This window comes from Psychrobacter sp. Ps6, assembly GCF_022129235.1.
Lineage (GTDB): Bacteria > Pseudomonadota > Gammaproteobacteria > Pseudomonadales > Moraxellaceae > Psychrobacter.
Genome location: NZ_JADQAI010000004.1, coordinates 129,947 through 146,605 on the forward strand (window position 1 = coordinate 129,947; position 16,659 = coordinate 146,605).

Here is a 16,659-nt window from a genome sequence, read left to right on the forward strand (position 1 = left end):
TAGTGCATTATGGCTGTATATAAGTTCTATCTAGGCCACAGAGAGCTTTCTAAGGCGGTTTTTGAATGGGATGCTGCTGATAGGACGGCCCTACTAGCAGCGTTTATGTTAATGGAGGTTTTTTCACATTGGCTATGGTGCTTATTTGTATGGTATCGCCGCGATACTTATGGTGTTTACATTGATATCAACCTGCTCTATCTAGTATGGATTAGCGTGTCTATAGTTGGTGTTTTCTTGCTATGGATGTCCAGTCGTTTTTCACCAGTTAGAAGTGCTAATAGCAATCTGCACATATGGCAAGCTTTGCTAATCACTATTTATAGTGTCTACATTACTTTTATTGTCGCCATACTAGGACATAGTAGTCTAGTAACGGGTGTGTCATTAGTAGGTGGTGCTATGCTAGGAATGATGCTCATTAACCGGAATTATGTTTGGCGAGCATTTATAGGGCAAATTATTGTGACCTTGGCAGTATCGCTACTTCCTTATTTTGGTATTACGATACCCAATCTACGCCAATTTACGGCCATTACTCTTCCTTCTAATATACATAGCTATATGACTTATAGTGATATGACTATCGTTAAAAATGAAGCGTTGACTTGGGAGGGTCTTAATCACCTGCGTCAATCTTCCAACCTTTTGTGGCGATCTACCCATATTTATATGTCGCTACCAAAAGCGATTTTTATCATTTATATGTTTCGTATTTTGTTAGTGTCATTAGACGATAGTAGGCAAGAAACCTTGCAGTACGCCAATCAAGATGAGCTTACTCAGCTAAAAAACCGTCGCTACGGTCTGAAGAAAATGAAGTATGCGTTGTCAACGGTACGAGACGATCAAGATTTTAGCGTGATGCTCTTTGATTTGGATTGGTTTAAACGCATCAACGATAACTATGGCCACGATGTGGGGGATCAAGTATTGATCGAAATATCGCAGACGCTATTGCAGTCGTTATCAGATGAAACCATCATTAGCCGTTACGGTGGTGAGGAGTTTTTGGTCGTGCTACCAAATACGTCGCACGATAGTGCAATGGTGATTGCTGAGCAATTACGGCATAGTATTGCTCAGCATGTCATCAATGTCGGTGATATGTTTACTTTTAGCGTGACAGCAAGTTTTGGGCTGTATACCTTGACCCATCAAGAAAGGGCTCGCATTGTCAAAAACTATAAATCTATTTTGGCAAAAAAAGCCCAATCTCAATCAAGTGCATCATCTCTTATCAAGCCGATTGCCACGCAGAGAGCTGAGAGCCAAATGGCATTTATACAAAAACTACCTAGCGATATCTGTCAACGTTTGATTAGCACAGCAGATAAGGCTCTTTATGAAGCCAAGCACCGTGGACGCAATCAAGTCGTGAGTGCCAATCATATGTTTGCTGAAAAAAACGATGGTATCCATTCACTCTACAAAAAACGCTAGCCGCCACTCTGCAAGTAGCCGCTACGCTATCAATAACCCAATCATGAATCCATCTGCTGAACCAAACTTGCTAGCACACTGGTGGCAAAGCTACCTGTGGTCAATGTAAAGCTTAATACCAATGTCTGCTCATCCGACCACTGCCAGCTTAATTGCTCAATAGGCAGTCGTAGCGCACGTCTTTGTGCTTTGATATCGCGCTGCTCCAACCCCGTTGCTAGTTGCATGAGTAATGGGCTATGTTGTACGACTTCGTTTTCTAACGCGGCCGCACTGCCACTGACTTTATCATTACCCGTACCCCAAAGCACAGCAGTTGGGTGGATATCGCCGCTACTCATACGAGCACGCAATGTCTCATCTAAGGTCTCGCTTGTGAATATCGATCCTGACCCATCCAAATTAAACACTTCACCTGCCAGCCCCGTGTGCCAGCTGTCATCGCGTACTCGTGCGGCTAGTATCTCATTGAATATCAAACTGCGGGCTGCCGATAGCTCCATCGTATTTTGTTCGCGCGGCGCACGTTTGCGTTTGCTCTTTTTGGGTTGCGGCTTTGGCTCGCGCGCTGGACGGGCAAATAGCGACAATGCTTCTCTGATATTATTACCCTGACGGCCAAAACGCTGTGGGCCAAAGTAATTGGGCACACCTGTTTTATCAATGCGTGCTAAATGCTCCTCGACGCGTTGCCTAGCCGTCTGCTCAGTAGATAACGATTGCTCAGTTGACTCAGTATTTTCATCATCATTCGCAAACTCAATATCACGCAAGGTAATGATAAATTGATTGGCGCGGTGGGTGCCGCGATTGAGTTTTTTATTATGCCAATGCTGCGCCAGAATAACGACGGACTCATTTTCGCCAATATCTATCGGTGCAAACTCCGTAAGCGGCAACTGCTTTTTTGGTATTCGTAAGCTAAACCACTGGGTCGTCACCGCGTGGCGATCCTTCAACCCTGAGTAGCCGACATCACGCAGTGGTATGTCTGCCCACTCTGACAAGAGTTTTGCCAAATACGCAGTGTTCATGCCTAATTTTTTAATATGCAGCCATAAATGCTCACCTTCGTCGGTGAACTCTAGCGGTAATATTTCATTGACCACAAAGTCTGTAGCATCTGCCTTATAAGTGGCTTGCTTTATCGGTGGACGGCTCGGTTGTGGCAACTTTGCGGTGTCAGTGGCAGCAGTAATATCAATATCAGTGAGATCAAAACTGGCGGCAGCATGTTCATGTGAGTCGCTATCTATATCGCTATCTGAGTCGCTATCTAATACTGACTGAGTAGCAGAGTTATTTTCAATATCGATAGAGGTGTCTTGAGAAGTCATAATATGGTCTTTTATTGTGTTTATTGATAATAAATGAAGATAGCGAATGCATTGATGAAAAGTCGCGCAATTACGTTTTGCAACGCAGCAAGCATACAAAAAAACATCGTGTGCCAAGTGGTCTTGCTACTATCAGTCTATAGAACGCTAAAAATAACAAGCATTAAAAAATAAGGTAAGTTGAATTTGTCTGGTTTGTTGTAGTCATTTTCAACTCGCTGTCATCAGGAAATCATTATAACTGTTAAGGAAGCATTATGACCAAGGCGATGATCAACACAGTGACTATAAGCAAAGCGGATATTCCAAATGGCGGAATGAAATCGTACAAGCAAGAAGACGATAGTATCATTTTAATCACTCGTGATGACGATGAGTTCCATGCGTTCGATGGTAAATGCCCGCATGCTGGTGCAAATTTGGGTGATGGGTTACGCTGCGGTCATCGAGTGGTTTGTCCTTGGCATCATGCAAGTTTTGATAGCCGCGATGGGTCGCTCCTAGAGCCGATAGCGACAGAGGGTCTGACGCAGTATGAGCTTATCAATGAAGGTGACAATGTGACGGTCGATACGTCAGCCACGATAAACAAGTCAGTCGACAATGATAAATTGAATGATACGCATACGATCATCGTAGGTGGCGGCGGTGCTGGGTTTATGACCGCCAACCAGTTGCGCCAAGGTGGCTATGGCGGCAAAATCACCATGATTAGCAAAGACGATACCGCGCCCTATAATCGTCCGCTATTATCGAAAGCCTTTTTGGCAGGGAACATGGATGAAGATAAGCTGCTATTAGGTGGGACAGATTGGGCGAGTAAAAACAACATTGATCTACGCCTCAATCAAACGGTCAGCGAAGTGTTACCCAATGAGGCGACCATTGTCATAGAAAATGAAAACGGCACTAGCGAGCGAGAGACTGCGGATTTCTTAGTCGTGGCTACTGGTGCATCACCGACTATTCCGCCCATCAAAGGAGCAGATATAGACGGCGTCTATACCCTGCGCAGTATGACAGATGCCAAATTGATTCAAGCGGCCAGTCATGACCAGCGTGTAGTGATTATTGGTACAGGCTTTATTGGTATGGAGACCGCTTCGGCATTGGCACAGGCAGGTACGACCGCTTCTATTACCGTGATTGGGCAAGGTAGCCGTGTAATGGGCAATATCGTCTCAGAAACGGTGAGTAACTCCTTAATTAAGCTACATGAAGAAAAGGGCATTAACTTTGTGTTTGACGCGACTGTCAATGAAATCACTAAGATTGAGCGTCAAGCGGACAATGATGGAGATAGCAATAATCAGGCTTTCTCAAATGTAGGCGGTGTGACGTTGGCAAATGGCGAGCATATTGATGCTGATATTGTGGTCTTAGGTACAGGTGTGTCACCACGTACAGAGATATTGCATGAGGTCAATGATCCAGATGGTGTGCAAGTCGATGATCATCTAAAACTGCGCGATGGTATCTATGCGCTCGGTGATATTGCCAAACCTACCAACCAAATGGGTCGTATGCGTATCGAGCATTGGCGCGTGGCATTACAACACGGCATGGTCACGGCAGCCGCAATATTAAATGATGATAACGTCGACTCGCTAGAGGCGCGTATTCCGTTCTTTTGGACCATGCAATATGGCAAAAGCCTTCGCTATAGCGGTCATGCTGAGACACCAGAGCACAATATTCTGTTTGGTACGCCAGATACGCTGGATTATATCGAATATTATTTCGATGACGAAGGCGAGGACACGCGTGCTAGGGCAGCAAGTACGCTCGGGCGCGATAAAGAGTTGGTTGCTTTTTCTGAACTGCTGCGCCATGGTCATGCACCGACGCGCGCACAGCTCAATGCAGGGTTTGATATGATTGATCAAGCGCACGCATTATCGCGCTAGTACTATAGACAGATAAGTATTAGTATTTAAGCTGGCTTAGTGATCTAAGCCAGTTTTTTTATAAATAAAAAAGGGAAAATTATAATATGAATAAAAGCAATTTGAGCAAAGATGCCGTATTTTTACGTCAGGCTACAGCGGATGATATTGGCGCACTTGAGCAGTTATTAAACTGCTGCTATCGAGAGACGGCAGGCTGGACCAATGAGGCGGATTTGGTAGGTGGTATCCGCATTACGCCAGAGGAGCTGGCAAATACGATTAATAATCCCACACACTATTTGTTTGTCTATCCAAAGACCACGACAGGTGAGCGTGATGCAGAGGAAACAGGTGAGATACTTGGCTGTATCGCGGTCGATATCAAAACCGATGCTGACTCGAATAAAAAAGCTTATATCGGTATGTTTGCAGTGCATCCTGCGCTGCAAGGGCAGGGCGTTGGCAACGTCATACTACAAGCTGCTGAGACCTTTGCGGATCGCCACTTACAGTCACAGAATCAGCCGACCCGCCTGACTATGTCAATTTTGAGCCATCGCCCTGAGCTTTTGGCTTACTATCAGCGCCGTGGCTATCAATTGAATGGTAATAAAATACCGTTCCCAAATGATGGTAATAATGGTGAGCCAAAACGCGAAGATTTAGAGCTATTGGAGTTAGAAAAAAAGATCAGTGCATAGATCCTATCTTGATGGCCCCCAAAAATGCCCAAAGGTCATAAATAAACCAATACTCAATAAGATAAATGCCACAATGATCAAGCGCTTAAACCAATTAAAGGCGGGCAAGCGCGTGGCAGGGTCGTCAGACATCAGATAAGCAAACAAAAACAATAAACTCGCTGCCAATGTCATGATGCCAATACCAATCGGTAATATAAACAAATACACCTGCCACACAGTCATCTCTCAATAGTCATTATTACCTGCATCATAGCAGCATCAGGATTGTGCTGTCAGTATGAACCAACCAAAATAACGCGTAGAACAACAGCCTATGATCTATACAATCGCGCGGCGGCGATAAAACAAGAGTCCCGGAATGGACAAGCCCAACACTAAAGCGGAGGTGACAAACAGCGCTTCAAACAAATACACCATCATTTGGCTAAACAGCTCATCCGAATAACCAAAATAGCCAATCTGCACCATGCTCACCATCGCTTTATAAGCGGCGATACCCGGCATCATACAGATGACGCTGGGTGAGATTAGGGCTTTAGGTGGCAGGGTGTATTTCTTAGAAAAATACACGCCTAAAAAGCTGGCAAGCATTGCCCCAAAAAAGCTCGCTATCACAAGATGGACATGCTGATACACAAGCGCCGTCTTTAGCCCAAATCCCAACGCTGTCATCAGCAAACACGGCAAGATATAGCGTTTGGGTACGCTAAACATCAGCGTCCAGCCAAGGGTAATGATACAAGACAATATAACGGTCTCAATAAACCACATCTAAAACCCCCAGTGCTGTATGCGTAATAACACCAGCGCCATCACGATGCCCACACAGGCGGACAGAGTGAGCATATAGGTAAAAACAGCGCGCCCAATCCCAATATTGACATAGCCTTTTAGAATATCTGACAAAGAATTAATCAGCGGAAAGCTAGGAATCAGTAGCAATACGCTAGAGGCCACCGCAATATCGGCATTATTGCCAATATCAAAATAATAGGTCGTCGCACCAATGAGTGAGGCAATAAAGGCCGTCACAATGACCGTGATAAAAGGGTTAAAGTGATGCTTGGATAAATAGATACGAGTAAACATCGCTACCATACCCGCGATGAAGGTCACTGCCGTAATCGACCAACTGCCGCCATTCAAATAAGCAAACGCGGCACAAGAGGCACCAACAAAGATGCTCACTAGCCATGTTGGGTAAACGGTTTTATCCAACTCATCAAACGCAAGTGTTGTGCGGTCAATCAATTCATTGCGATCAACAATAGCTTCAGTTTTATTGACGATTTGCTGGATTTGCACCAATAAATTGACATTGATGCTCTGATTGATCGTATCTCTAGTGGTGGTGATACAGCGTTCATCGCAGATGGTCGTCAGGGTAATGGCATTAAAATTCAGCGAGCATTCGACGCTGTTCATCCCCAAGGCAAGCCCCAAGCGTTTGGATAAATCTACCACCACGGCAGACTCAGCGCCATACTGCATAAGGAGTAAGCCGCAGCGTACGCATAGTCGAGTAATGCGCTGCTGCTTTACGTAGCTGATAGAAGTCATGGGTGAGATACGCAAGTTGGTTGGTATTGATACACTATTATAAAGGGTATAGGTGCTGACGCGCAGACAATATCGAATATTATATTGGCTGCTATTCTAAACTTTTTTGGCAAGGAGCCTAAAATGCACATCGCTATTTTGACACTGACGTTTTCATTGCCCGGATGCGGCTCACTAAAAGAAAAGCGCCAACGCATTGGTGGCTTGCACGCGCGCTTTGGTAGTAAGCCAAGTGTCGCGGTCTGTGAGAGCGGCGGCCGCGCGCGCCATGATGCCAGTGAATGGACATTCGTGATTGTCGGGCTGTCCAAACGTGAGGTCGAGTCGCAGTGTAGTCAGATTGAGGAAAAACTAGAACGGATAGTGGATGCGCGGGTGATGAATGTTGAGCGGGAGTTTGTTTAGTAAATGGCTTTATAGAAAACTAACACCTAGTCTGCTATTTTAATCACACCCAATTTATGCTTTATGACCATGACATAACTACTTCTGATCTATTAGCACCACCTGAGCCTAATAAATAAATTTTCGAAGCAATATAAGAAAAATTGATAAATTATGTTGAGTTTTAGAAAAATAATCTGTATTGTACCGTAACAAAATTTATACATTATAGTTAAAGTAAAGAGATCGTATTAGACTTTTATAGCTTATAAATCAAGCTTCAAGATAATAATGAGTTACATGGTCTAAGGTTCGATTTCTCTATGATAAACCACAATGGCATTAAAATTTTGTCAGTCCGGTCAACCTTATTATTAGAGAAATATTATGCTGAAAAAAATTGCTTTTTTAATCATGACTTCAGTCCTATTTGCTGGTTGCGCTTCTATACCCACAGAACAAGCGCAAGTATCTGATGTATTAAAGCAGGTTCAACCACCTGCAAACGACAAAGCAGGACTATATATTTATCGTTCTAACAGTGTCATAGGTGCAAGTTTGAAGAAAGATGTTTGGATTGATGATGAGTGTGTTGGTGAAACAGCGCGCGGAACATTCTTTCATCAAGAAGTGCAAGGAAATACGACGCATAAAGTCTCTACTGAGTCTGAATTTTCTCCAAACGATTTAATGGTAAATACGACTGCGGGTCAGAACTATTTTATCCAGCAATATATTAAGCCAGGTGTGTTTGTCGGCGGGGCGGGACTGAAATTGGTTTCAGAAGCTGAAGGTAAAGAAGCGATATCAGATCTTAAGCTAGGCGTAAAAGGTAAATGTAGCAAACAATAGGCTTTATTCTATTATGAGCTAAACTATCATAAGTCATTGTTAACGTATCGAAAAAGCATCAGCAATTAAGCTGATGCTTTTTTAATGGTTCAGAACAAAATAGCTTTTTAATTTGACTAACTATTACTGTTTATCCATTCACTAATATGAGGCAACTGACTCTCCAAATCTTGTTTTAAGTGAGGCGCATTGCTATTTGTCCACGTCTCATCACACCAATCACAACTACTGTGTAAATTGCCAAGCCAACAAGGGTAGTATACAACTTTATCAGGTAAATCTCTTGGAGCGTCCATAAAGCCACGATCAATATTATTCATTACTCTACAGATATCCATATGAGTAATTTCATCATTTAAATATCTTTTAATTAAGTTGATGAGATATTTAGCTGCTAATATTTCCGCACTCAATGATTGCGGTGAAAAATCTGGTTCTACTGCTGTAGATAGTCTGAAAAGAATATCTTCAAAATGATATTTTGGCGCATAAAAAATTTCAAACACTAAACTAGAAATATGTTTAATAAATCAATTATACTTAAGGATTAATAGAGACATAAAGGACTGTCATGACCATCACTACCATCCAGCTATTTACTTTTATCATTGCTGTATTCATATTTATCATGACGCCGGGTCCTGGTGTGTTTGCCACGATTGCCAAAGCTATGACACAAGGCTCTTGGGCGGCGCTGCCCTTAATCATTGGACTTGCCGCAGGCGATACTATTTATATGGTGTTCTCAGCTTATGGACTGAGCGCATTGGCAAGCAATTTCAATACCTTGTTTACTATCGTTAAGTTTGTAGGGGCAGGCTATTTATTTTACTTGGCGTACAAGATGTGGACGACGGTGCCAAGTGAAATTATCACTGGGGATATCCCGTTAAAGAATAAGAATGAGGGTTTAAAAAGTGTAACGTCAGGATTTTTGATATCTATTAGCAATCCAAAAGTTATTTTATTCTACATAAGCTTATTACCCAGTTTTTTTCCAGTAACCAGTCTGACAGGGGTAGATATTACAATTCTATGTTTGGTGATTTTTGGCTGCGCCATTGTTGCCATGATGATGTATGCCTTTATGGCGAGTTACGCGCAAAAACGTCTAAAAAGTCCTAAAGCGCGTCAGAAATTTAACCGAGTAGGGTCTTCATTTATGGGGTTGGCTGGCACATGGTTGATCGCGAAGGGTTAGATTTACAATACAAGGGTGGATAAATAACTCATTGGATAGACGTTTATCCAAGTGGATTAAATCAGCTAAAAACTGTGAGCAGGTTTTAAAGACAACTGTAGTTTTGAAAATTAGTTACAGTGAGGTGTAGAGTGGTGTTGAGGTGCGATACTTAGTGAGATAATCGTACGTAATATTGAATTATTGGATTTTCTTTATCATCCTAGCCTGCGGGCTAAAATTGATAAACTTATCTCCTCGTTGATTGACAGAGTTGACCATGCCTCTTATCTTTTTTGAGTTTGGATTCGAAATGGTAATACCAATTCCACATAAATTTGGGTAAAAAACCATTTTTAGCTTTCACCTCGTTCATCATGGTAAATAATTCAACTTTAACATCGTAGTCTATTCGGACAGGTGATTTTGTACCTTCAGATATTAAGTCTTTTAAAATATTGATCTTATCATTTCCAAAATACGTAAAGTAAACGGATAGTATTTCTTTATCCTGTTTGGATAGATGCTCTTTATAGAAAATATACTTTCCAGCCTGACGAAAATCATGCTTTTCAATATACAAGTTGGCAATGTTTTCACATAGAACAGGATGCCCGTAACGAAGTCGCATATATCCTTTTAGATTGTGAATAGCAGTATCTATATCATTATTGCGAATAATGTTATCAATACCATTTCTCAGCTCAGCTTCATTCAAATGCAACCTCCTTTGGTATATAGTGTTGAATAATAGATATTATTGTACAACATAAAAAAAGGCCACTCCCTAAAGAGTAGCCCTTTATTAATTATTCACTAACTTGTCTTAGCTGACGTCTTTGAGTCCTTGCTCAAGCATGGGCTTTAAGAACTCGCCTGTATATGAGCCTTTCACTTCTGCCACTTCCTCAGGCGTGCCTTCAGCGATGATAAGTCCGCCACCTTTACCGCCTTCAGGGCCAAGATCAATCACCCAATCCGCCGTTTTGATGACATCAAGGTTATGCTCGATGACCACGATGGTATTGCCCTTATCGCGTAGGGTATGCAGGATATGGAGCAGCTTATAGATATCATGGAAATGCAAACCCGTGGTTGGCTCATCCAAGATATAGAGCGTCTGTCCGGTATCGCGTTTTGCAAGCTCACGCGCCAGTTTAACGCGCTGCGCTTCACCGCCAGAGAGCGTCGGTGCAGACTGTCCCAAACGAATATAACCAAGACCGACATCCATCAATGCTTGCAGACGACGATAGATCGCAGGTATTGCTGAGAAGAACTCAGTCGCATCCTCCACGGTCATCTCTAGCACTTCGGCGATGCTTTTGCCTTTATAGTGAATCTCTAGGGTTTCGCGGTTATAGCGTTTGCCTTCACAGGTATCGCATGGCACGTACATATCCGGCAAGAAATGCATTTCAACTTTGATCAGACCATCACCTTGGCACATCTCGCAGCGTCCGCCTTTGACATTGAAGCTAAAGCGACCCGGCTTATAACCACGAGCGCGTGCTTCTTGCGTTTGCGCAAACATCTCACGCACAGGAGTAAACACGCCCGTATACGTCGCTGGGTTTGAGCGCGGCGTACGACCGATGGGGCTTTGATCGATATCGACCATTTTGTCCAAATGCTCAAGACCGCTGATGCTCTCATGCTTGTCTGCGATAAGCGTTGAGGCGTTATTTAACTGCGTCGCTGCCAATGGCATAAGCGTACGGTTGATCAAGGTTGATTTGCCCGAACCAGATACGCCAGTCACACAAGTCATGACGCCAACAGGGATGGTCAAATCCACATCATGCAAGTTATTGCCTGATGCGCCTTTTAGCTCGATGGTCATTGGGGTTTTTTTGGCTTTGGCTTTCCCTTTGACCTCGGTGTCCATGGTTTTGGCTTTATGACGCACGGCTGGAATCTCGATGCGTTTTTCGCCAGACATATACTGTCCCGTCAGCGATTCTTTGTTTGCCATAATGTCATCGACGGTACCTTGAGCAATCACATGGCCGCCATGCACACCGGCACCGATACCAATATCGATGACGTGATCCGCTTGGCGAATGGCGTCTTCGTCATGCTCAACGACCAGTACGGTATTGCCCAAATCACGCAAGCGCGTGAGGGTCTTTAGCAGACGATCATTGTCGCGCTGATGCAGACCGATGGATGGTTCATCAAGCACATACATGACACCCATGAGACCAGCGCCGATTTGGCTGGCAAGTCTGATACGCTGTGCTTCACCGCCTGATAGCGTCTCAGCAGAGCGCGCTAGGGTCAAATAATCAAGACCAACGCTGACGAGGAAGTTTAAGCGCTCATTAATCTCTTTAAAGATTTTCTCCGCGACTTCGCCTTTGTGACCGCCAATTTTTAGCGTTTTATAATAATCGGCAGAGTCGCCAATAGAGAGCTTAACGATGTCAGCAATGGTCTGATCATCAACACGCACATTGCGCGAAATCTCGTTCAGACGCGCGCCATCACAGACATTACAAGTGGTATCAGCCAGATATTTAGCCAGCTCATCACGTACAAGGTTACTTTGCGTCTTGGCATAGCGACGCTCTAAGTAAGGCAGCACGCCTTCAAATGGTACGGTCTTATTGGTCTTACGACCGCGCTCATCAGTAAAGTTAAAGGTGAGTTTTTCTTTACCAGAGCCATGCATGATGATGTCTTGATGCTTTTTGGCGAGGTCTTGCCATGGCATATCCATATCGATTTTGAAGTGCTTACACACAGTGCTAAGTAAACCAAAATAGTAAGCATGACGTTTATCCCAACCATTGATTGCGCCTTGATTGAGCGACTTCTCATGGTGAGTAATCAGTTTTTCAGCCGCAAAGTACTGGCGTTTACCCAGACCGTCACAGCTTGGACACGCGCCATACGGGTTGTTAAAACTGAACATACGCGGTTCAAGCTCAGGTACCGCACGATCACAGACAGGGCAAGAGTGCTTGGCGGACATGACTTGGTTGTCGTCACCGCCTTCTTTTGGATTACCATCCATAAAGTGCAGCGTGACCAGCCCTTGACCCAAACGCAGCGCCGTCTCTAAACTCTCAGCGACACGGTTGCCTAAGTCGTCACGGACTTTAAAGCGATCGACCACCACTTCGATGGTGTGTTTTTTCTTTTTATCCAGTGTTGGTAGCTCGTCAGTGTCGTATACGTCGCCATCGACACGCACGCGCACAAAACCTTGACCAATCAGCTGTTCAAGCAGGACGGTATGCTCGCCTTTACGCTCGCGAATCACTGGTGCCAAGATCATGATCTTGGTATCTTCTGGCAAGGCCATGACTTGATCGACCATCTCGGTGACCGACTGTGCGACCATTGGCTCGCCATGCTCAGGGCAGTACGGCGTACCGATACGCGCATAGAGCAGACGCAGGTAGTCGTAGATCTCAGTAATCGTACCGACGGTTGAGCGCGGGTTATGGTTGGTAGATTTTTGCTCGATAGCAATCGCAGGGGAGAGACCCTCGATACTATCAACCTCAGGTTTTTCCATTTGCGAGAGGAACTGACGCGCATATGCTGATAAGCTCTCGACATAACGACGTTGCCCTTCGGCATATAGCGTATCGAATGCCAGTGACGACTTACCAGAGCCAGATAGGCCAGTAATTACCACGAATTTATCTCGTGGAATGTCTAAATCAATGTTTTTTAAATTATGAGTACGTGCGCCGCGTATTGCGATATGGTCATGTGCCATCGTTTATGGGTTTCCTATTTGCTAAAAGAGTATTGGGAAATATCTCAAATGAAAAGGTAAATATAGATTAGTAAAATTATTGGTTGAAAATGCGAATGATTTCTAAATTTATAATGTTGTTATAAATAGTGCTTTTATAAAGTGTTCATACGTTCGTAAAGTAAGGGCTATACATGCCGATTTACTGTTTGCTTATTTTGCAGTCTTTGATGCGATTGATTTCTGTTCGACTAAGCAAATCTAAATCAAATCCCTGTTAAGTAACAGGCATCGTTTGTTATGGTTTTGACCAAAAATGTCATTTTGTAGAGGAGTTTGTCGTTTGAACTGTCGTTCGAGCTAATGATTAATAACGTTTACAACGCCTTACTTTATTGTTATGGCGACCGCATTATTCAAGGTGTGATTGCGCATCTGACGCAGTTGGTAACAAAATAATTGCATAATATGAATGGCTTGGGTTGATGCGCTACGGGCGGCTGCGTCAGTAAGACAAAAGTCTCGGCAACCAAACGGCGAATGTCTTATACTAGGGGGCTTGATTTATAGGCGAGCGCCTTGATAAACCAGTAGTGATAAATCATGGAACCGCATAGGTGCCAGCAGTGAAAAAACAGCAATGATCAATCAGTGAGGCAAGTATGAATAGCGTAGAGAAACGGGCAATCCTCGGAGTCGGTGGCATCTTTGCCTTGCGTATGATTGGCTTGTTTATGATTGTGCCGGTGTTTTCTGTTTATGGTGACAATTATGCACATGCGACGCCGTTTTTGATTGGCTTGGCAGTTGGTATTTATGGACTAGGACAAGCAATCTTTCAGATACCGATGAGCCTTGCCGCTGATAAATTCCCGCGTAAACCGATTATATTTTTAGGGCTGATACTGTTCGCTGTCGGCGGCATGATTGCAGCAAATGCGACGGATATCTATGAAGTGATTATCGGTCGAGCGCTGGCAGGCAGTGGCGCGGTCTCTGCCGTACTCATGGCGCTATTGGCTGATGTGACACGTGAAGAGATGCGTACCAAAGCAATGGCGACAATGGGTTTGACCATTGGAACGTCCATCATGCTTGCTTTTGCTTTTGGCCCTTTATTGGTCGGTGCGCTTGGTATCTCGGGATTGTTTTGGCTGACGGCAGGTTTTGCTGTTTTAGCTATGTTGCTACTGCTGATGGTGCCCACACCTTTACGTGTGCTCAAGCATAATCTGGACAACAAATCGATTCGCGAGCAGTTAGCGACTGTCCTGAAAGTAGGGGATTTGAATCGCTTACATATTGGTGTCTTTGCGCTACATCTAACGATGACTGCTATATTTGTCATACTACCGCATCAGCTCAAAGACATCATGGGTTTGTCGGTGAGTCAGCAGGGCATGGTTTATTTACCGCTCTTGTTTGTTGGTTTCGCAGTCGCGATTCCCTTTATCATCATTGCCGAAAAGAAACGTAAAATGCGCCAAGTATTTTTGAGCGCCATTGCAGTAATGACCGCAGCCTTGGCATTTCTTGCTTTTGGTAGTCAGGTTGGTGTTGGTATTATTTTTGGATTGCTACTGTATTTTATGGGCTTTAATTTGCTTGAGGCAACGATTCCATCTTGGATATCCAAGCGTGCACCAGTCGCCAATAAAGCGACCGCAATGGGGCTCAACTCATCGAGTCAGTTTTTAGGTGCGTTCGTTGGTGGCGCGATGGGCGGGCTGCTATTGAATCAGCCTAATCTGCTGGCATGGGGGCTATTGGCACTTGTCATGGGCATCGCATTGCTGCTGATTATACCTATTGCCCAGCCACCTTATTTATCAAGCACGACAGTGACCATTCCTAAAAACATCAATATCCAAGAGTGGTCACGTCAAATGCTAGCAGTCGATGGCGTAGATGAGCTGGTCGTGATGGCAAAAGAGCAGGTCGCTTATCTCAAGTTAGATAAGACCCAAATAACGGATGAGTCACGACAGGCGCTATCGCATTTGGCGCAAAGTCCGCTAGATATTTAGTACGCGATATAAGTAAAATTTTCAGATGAATAAAAATAAATAGGCATAACTAATTAGACAATAACCCCGTAGGCCGCCATTATTAATCAGTGACCGCGAAATGATTATCTCAATTTAAAAGGAATTAATATGAGTAAGTTTAATAAGCTAGCAATAGGCTTTGGACTGTCAGCCACGTTACTGACCTCTGGCTGTGCCACGCAAAATATTCAGGCCTATCAGAACACCACACCAACGCTTGATATGCATGAGTTTTTCTCAGGTCAGATCGAGGGTTGGGGCATGTTTCAAGGGCGTAATGGTGAGGTCAAAAAACGCTTTTATGTCGATATCGATGCAACTCACGAAGGCGATGATGTCATCGTTTTAAACGAGAAGTTTTCTTGGGCAGATGGATCAAAATCGCAGCGTATATGGCGACTGACTGAGCAAAGCGATGGACGCTGGATTGGCACAGCAGGCGACGTCGTTGGCGAGGCAACAGGCGATGTGGTAGGTAATACCCTGCATTGGGATTATGTATTAAACCTGCCAGTTGAGGACAAAACCTACAAAGTGAATTTTGACGATTGGATGTATCTTATTAATGACGATGTCATGCTCAATCGTTCAGCCATGACAAAGTTTGGCGTCGAGTTAGGCAGCGTGACGTTAAGCATGCACCGTAAGAGCTCTTCCACTAAATAACGTGATAGCGAGCAAGGTGCTAATCAGAACTGATAGAATTTGAAGGTGTTCATGCCTATTTTAAAATGGCAAAATAGAGGCGTGTTTGTTGGTTAAACTTTTATCTTGCCTACCTAAGCGACATAGATTGACGTTTATCATAGCTAGCCTGTAGATATTCGAACAAAAATTGGTTAAAGTAAAATCATATCATCGGTAGGACGTGTAGGTTCTATCGAATAATTATTCATAAGTAAAAGGACGGTATCATGCGCGGAGTTAATAAAGTTATCATTATCGGTAACCTTGGAGCAGATCCTGAGGCACGCCAGTTCAATAATGGCGGTAGCGTGACCAACATCTCGGTTGCGACATCTGAGCAGTGGACGGATAAACAAAGTGGTGAAAAAAGAGAAGCGACAGAATGGCATCGTATCTCGCTTTTTAACCGTTTAGGCGAAATCGCCGCGCAGTATTTGCGCAAAGGCAGCAAAGTCTATATCGAAGGCAGCTTGCGTACGCGTAAGTATCAAGATCAAAATGGTCAAGACCGTTATATCACTGAGATTCGTGCTGAGCAAATGCAGATGCTTGATGGTATCAGTGGTGGTCAAAGCGATAATGGAGGCTTTGGTAACAATCAAGGTGGCCAGAATTCAAACAGTTACGGCAACCAAGGCAACCAAAATAACTTTGGTCAGCACGCGGGTAACCAACCAGCACAGCAAGGTGGCTACAATAACCAATCGAATGGTGGTCAAAACAGCTTTAATAACCAAAATGCACCGGCTCCGCAAAATCAGTTTAATCAACCCGCGCAAAAACCTACGCAATCTAAGCCTACAGCAATGCCAGATGGCCCTGTAGATGATGATATTCCGTTCTAGGATAATAAGATACTGTAT

General features: G+C 43.9%; 16 protein-coding genes. 9 read left to right on the forward strand and 7 right to left on the reverse strand.

The window, feature by feature from the left end; all coding sequences use genetic code 11:
- Positions 1 to 9: 9 nt before the first annotated feature.
- Entirely contained in the window at positions 10 to 1,443 is a 1,434-nt protein-coding gene (locus I3255_RS06415) for a GGDEF domain-containing protein (protein WP_238038027.1), read from the forward strand.
- Between the two features lie 41 nt (positions 1,444 to 1,484).
- Here the strand turns inward: I3255_RS06415 and I3255_RS06420 are convergent, their stop codons facing one another.
- Positions 1,485 to 2,780: a tRNA pseudouridine(13) synthase TruD gene (locus tag I3255_RS06420; RefSeq protein WP_238038029.1), complete on the reverse strand. Its 1,296-nt coding sequence runs from the start codon at positions 2,778 to 2,780 to the stop codon at positions 1,485 to 1,487.
- A gap of 257 nt (positions 2,781 to 3,037) precedes the next feature.
- On the opposite strand from I3255_RS06420, the gene I3255_RS06425 reads away from it, so the two are divergent.
- A complete protein-coding gene (locus tag I3255_RS06425) occupies positions 3,038 to 4,687 on the forward strand; it encodes an FAD-dependent oxidoreductase (protein ID WP_238038031.1) in 1,650 nt (549 codons plus the stop codon).
- A gap of 86 nt (positions 4,688 to 4,773) precedes the next feature.
- The gene (locus I3255_RS06430; protein ID WP_238038033.1) at positions 4,774 to 5,370 is read left to right on the forward strand and encodes a GNAT family N-acetyltransferase; all 597 of its coding nucleotides are present in this window, start codon (positions 4,774 to 4,776) and stop codon (positions 5,368 to 5,370) included.
- Between the two features lie 3 nt (positions 5,371 to 5,373).
- Here the strand turns inward: I3255_RS06430 and I3255_RS06435 are convergent, their stop codons facing one another.
- From I3255_RS06435 to I3255_RS06445, 3 genes are all read right to left on the reverse strand, one after another.
- A complete protein-coding gene (locus I3255_RS06435) occupies positions 5,374 to 5,595 on the reverse strand; it encodes a hypothetical protein (RefSeq protein WP_238038035.1) in 222 nt (73 codons plus the stop codon).
- A gap of 96 nt (positions 5,596 to 5,691) precedes the next feature.
- Positions 5,692 to 6,144, reverse strand: a complete 453-nt coding sequence (locus I3255_RS06440; protein WP_238038037.1) for a threonine/serine exporter family protein — start codon at positions 6,142 to 6,144, stop codon at positions 5,692 to 5,694.
- Positions 6,145 to 6,933, reverse strand: a complete 789-nt coding sequence (locus tag I3255_RS06445) for a threonine/serine exporter family protein (protein WP_238038039.1) — start codon at positions 6,931 to 6,933, stop codon at positions 6,145 to 6,147.
- Positions 6,934 to 7,056: 123 nt separating this feature from the next.
- Between I3255_RS06445 and I3255_RS06450 the strand changes: the two genes are divergently transcribed.
- Together I3255_RS06450 and I3255_RS06455 are read left to right on the forward strand one after the other, a co-directional pair.
- Entirely contained in the window at positions 7,057 to 7,338 is a 282-nt protein-coding gene (locus I3255_RS06450) for a DUF503 domain-containing protein (protein WP_269117280.1), read from the forward strand.
- 366 nt (positions 7,339 to 7,704) lie between these two features.
- On the forward strand, positions 7,705 to 8,169 hold the full coding sequence (locus I3255_RS06455; RefSeq protein ID WP_238038043.1) for a DUF2846 domain-containing protein: 465 nt from the start codon (positions 7,705 to 7,707) through the stop codon (positions 8,167 to 8,169).
- Positions 8,170 to 8,285: 116 nt separating this feature from the next.
- Here the strand turns inward: I3255_RS06455 and I3255_RS06460 are convergent, their stop codons facing one another.
- Positions 8,286 to 8,675, reverse strand: coding sequence for a hypothetical protein (locus I3255_RS06460; protein WP_238038046.1), 390 nt, complete (start codon positions 8,673 to 8,675; stop codon positions 8,286 to 8,288).
- A 65-nt stretch (positions 8,676 to 8,740) separates the two neighbouring features.
- Here I3255_RS06460 and I3255_RS06465 point away from each other — a divergent pair, with 65 nt between their 5' ends.
- Positions 8,741 to 9,370, forward strand: a complete 630-nt coding sequence (locus I3255_RS06465; protein ID WP_238038048.1) for a LysE family translocator — start codon at positions 8,741 to 8,743, stop codon at positions 9,368 to 9,370.
- 229 nt (positions 9,371 to 9,599) lie between these two features.
- On the opposite strand, the gene I3255_RS06470 is transcribed toward I3255_RS06465, so the two are convergent.
- Together I3255_RS06470 and uvrA are read right to left on the reverse strand one after the other, a co-directional pair.
- The gene (locus I3255_RS06470; protein WP_238038050.1) at positions 9,600 to 10,067 is read right to left on the reverse strand and encodes a DUF6584 family protein; all 468 of its coding nucleotides are present in this window, start codon (positions 10,065 to 10,067) and stop codon (positions 9,600 to 9,602) included.
- Between the two features lie 108 nt (positions 10,068 to 10,175).
- The gene (uvrA, locus tag I3255_RS06475) at positions 10,176 to 13,082 is read right to left on the reverse strand and encodes an excinuclease ABC subunit UvrA (RefSeq protein ID WP_238038052.1); all 2,907 of its coding nucleotides are present in this window, start codon (positions 13,080 to 13,082) and stop codon (positions 10,176 to 10,178) included.
- A gap of 641 nt (positions 13,083 to 13,723) precedes the next feature.
- On the opposite strand from uvrA, the gene I3255_RS06480 reads away from it, so the two are divergent.
- From I3255_RS06480 to ssb, 3 genes are all read left to right on the forward strand, one after another.
- Positions 13,724 to 15,088 carry an MFS transporter gene (locus I3255_RS06480; RefSeq protein ID WP_238038054.1) on the forward strand — a complete coding sequence of 455 codons (1,365 nt, stop codon included), beginning with the start codon at positions 13,724 to 13,726 and terminating at the stop codon, positions 15,086 to 15,088.
- A 129-nt stretch (positions 15,089 to 15,217) separates the two neighbouring features.
- Positions 15,218 to 15,775, forward strand: a complete 558-nt coding sequence (locus I3255_RS06485) for a DUF3833 domain-containing protein (RefSeq protein ID WP_238038055.1) — start codon at positions 15,218 to 15,220, stop codon at positions 15,773 to 15,775.
- Between the two features lie 248 nt (positions 15,776 to 16,023).
- Positions 16,024 to 16,641 (forward strand): single-stranded DNA-binding protein, encoded by a 618-nt coding sequence (gene ssb, locus I3255_RS06490; RefSeq protein WP_238038057.1) that lies wholly within the window; start codon positions 16,024 to 16,026, stop codon positions 16,639 to 16,641.
- Positions 16,642 to 16,659: the final 18 nt, after the last annotated feature.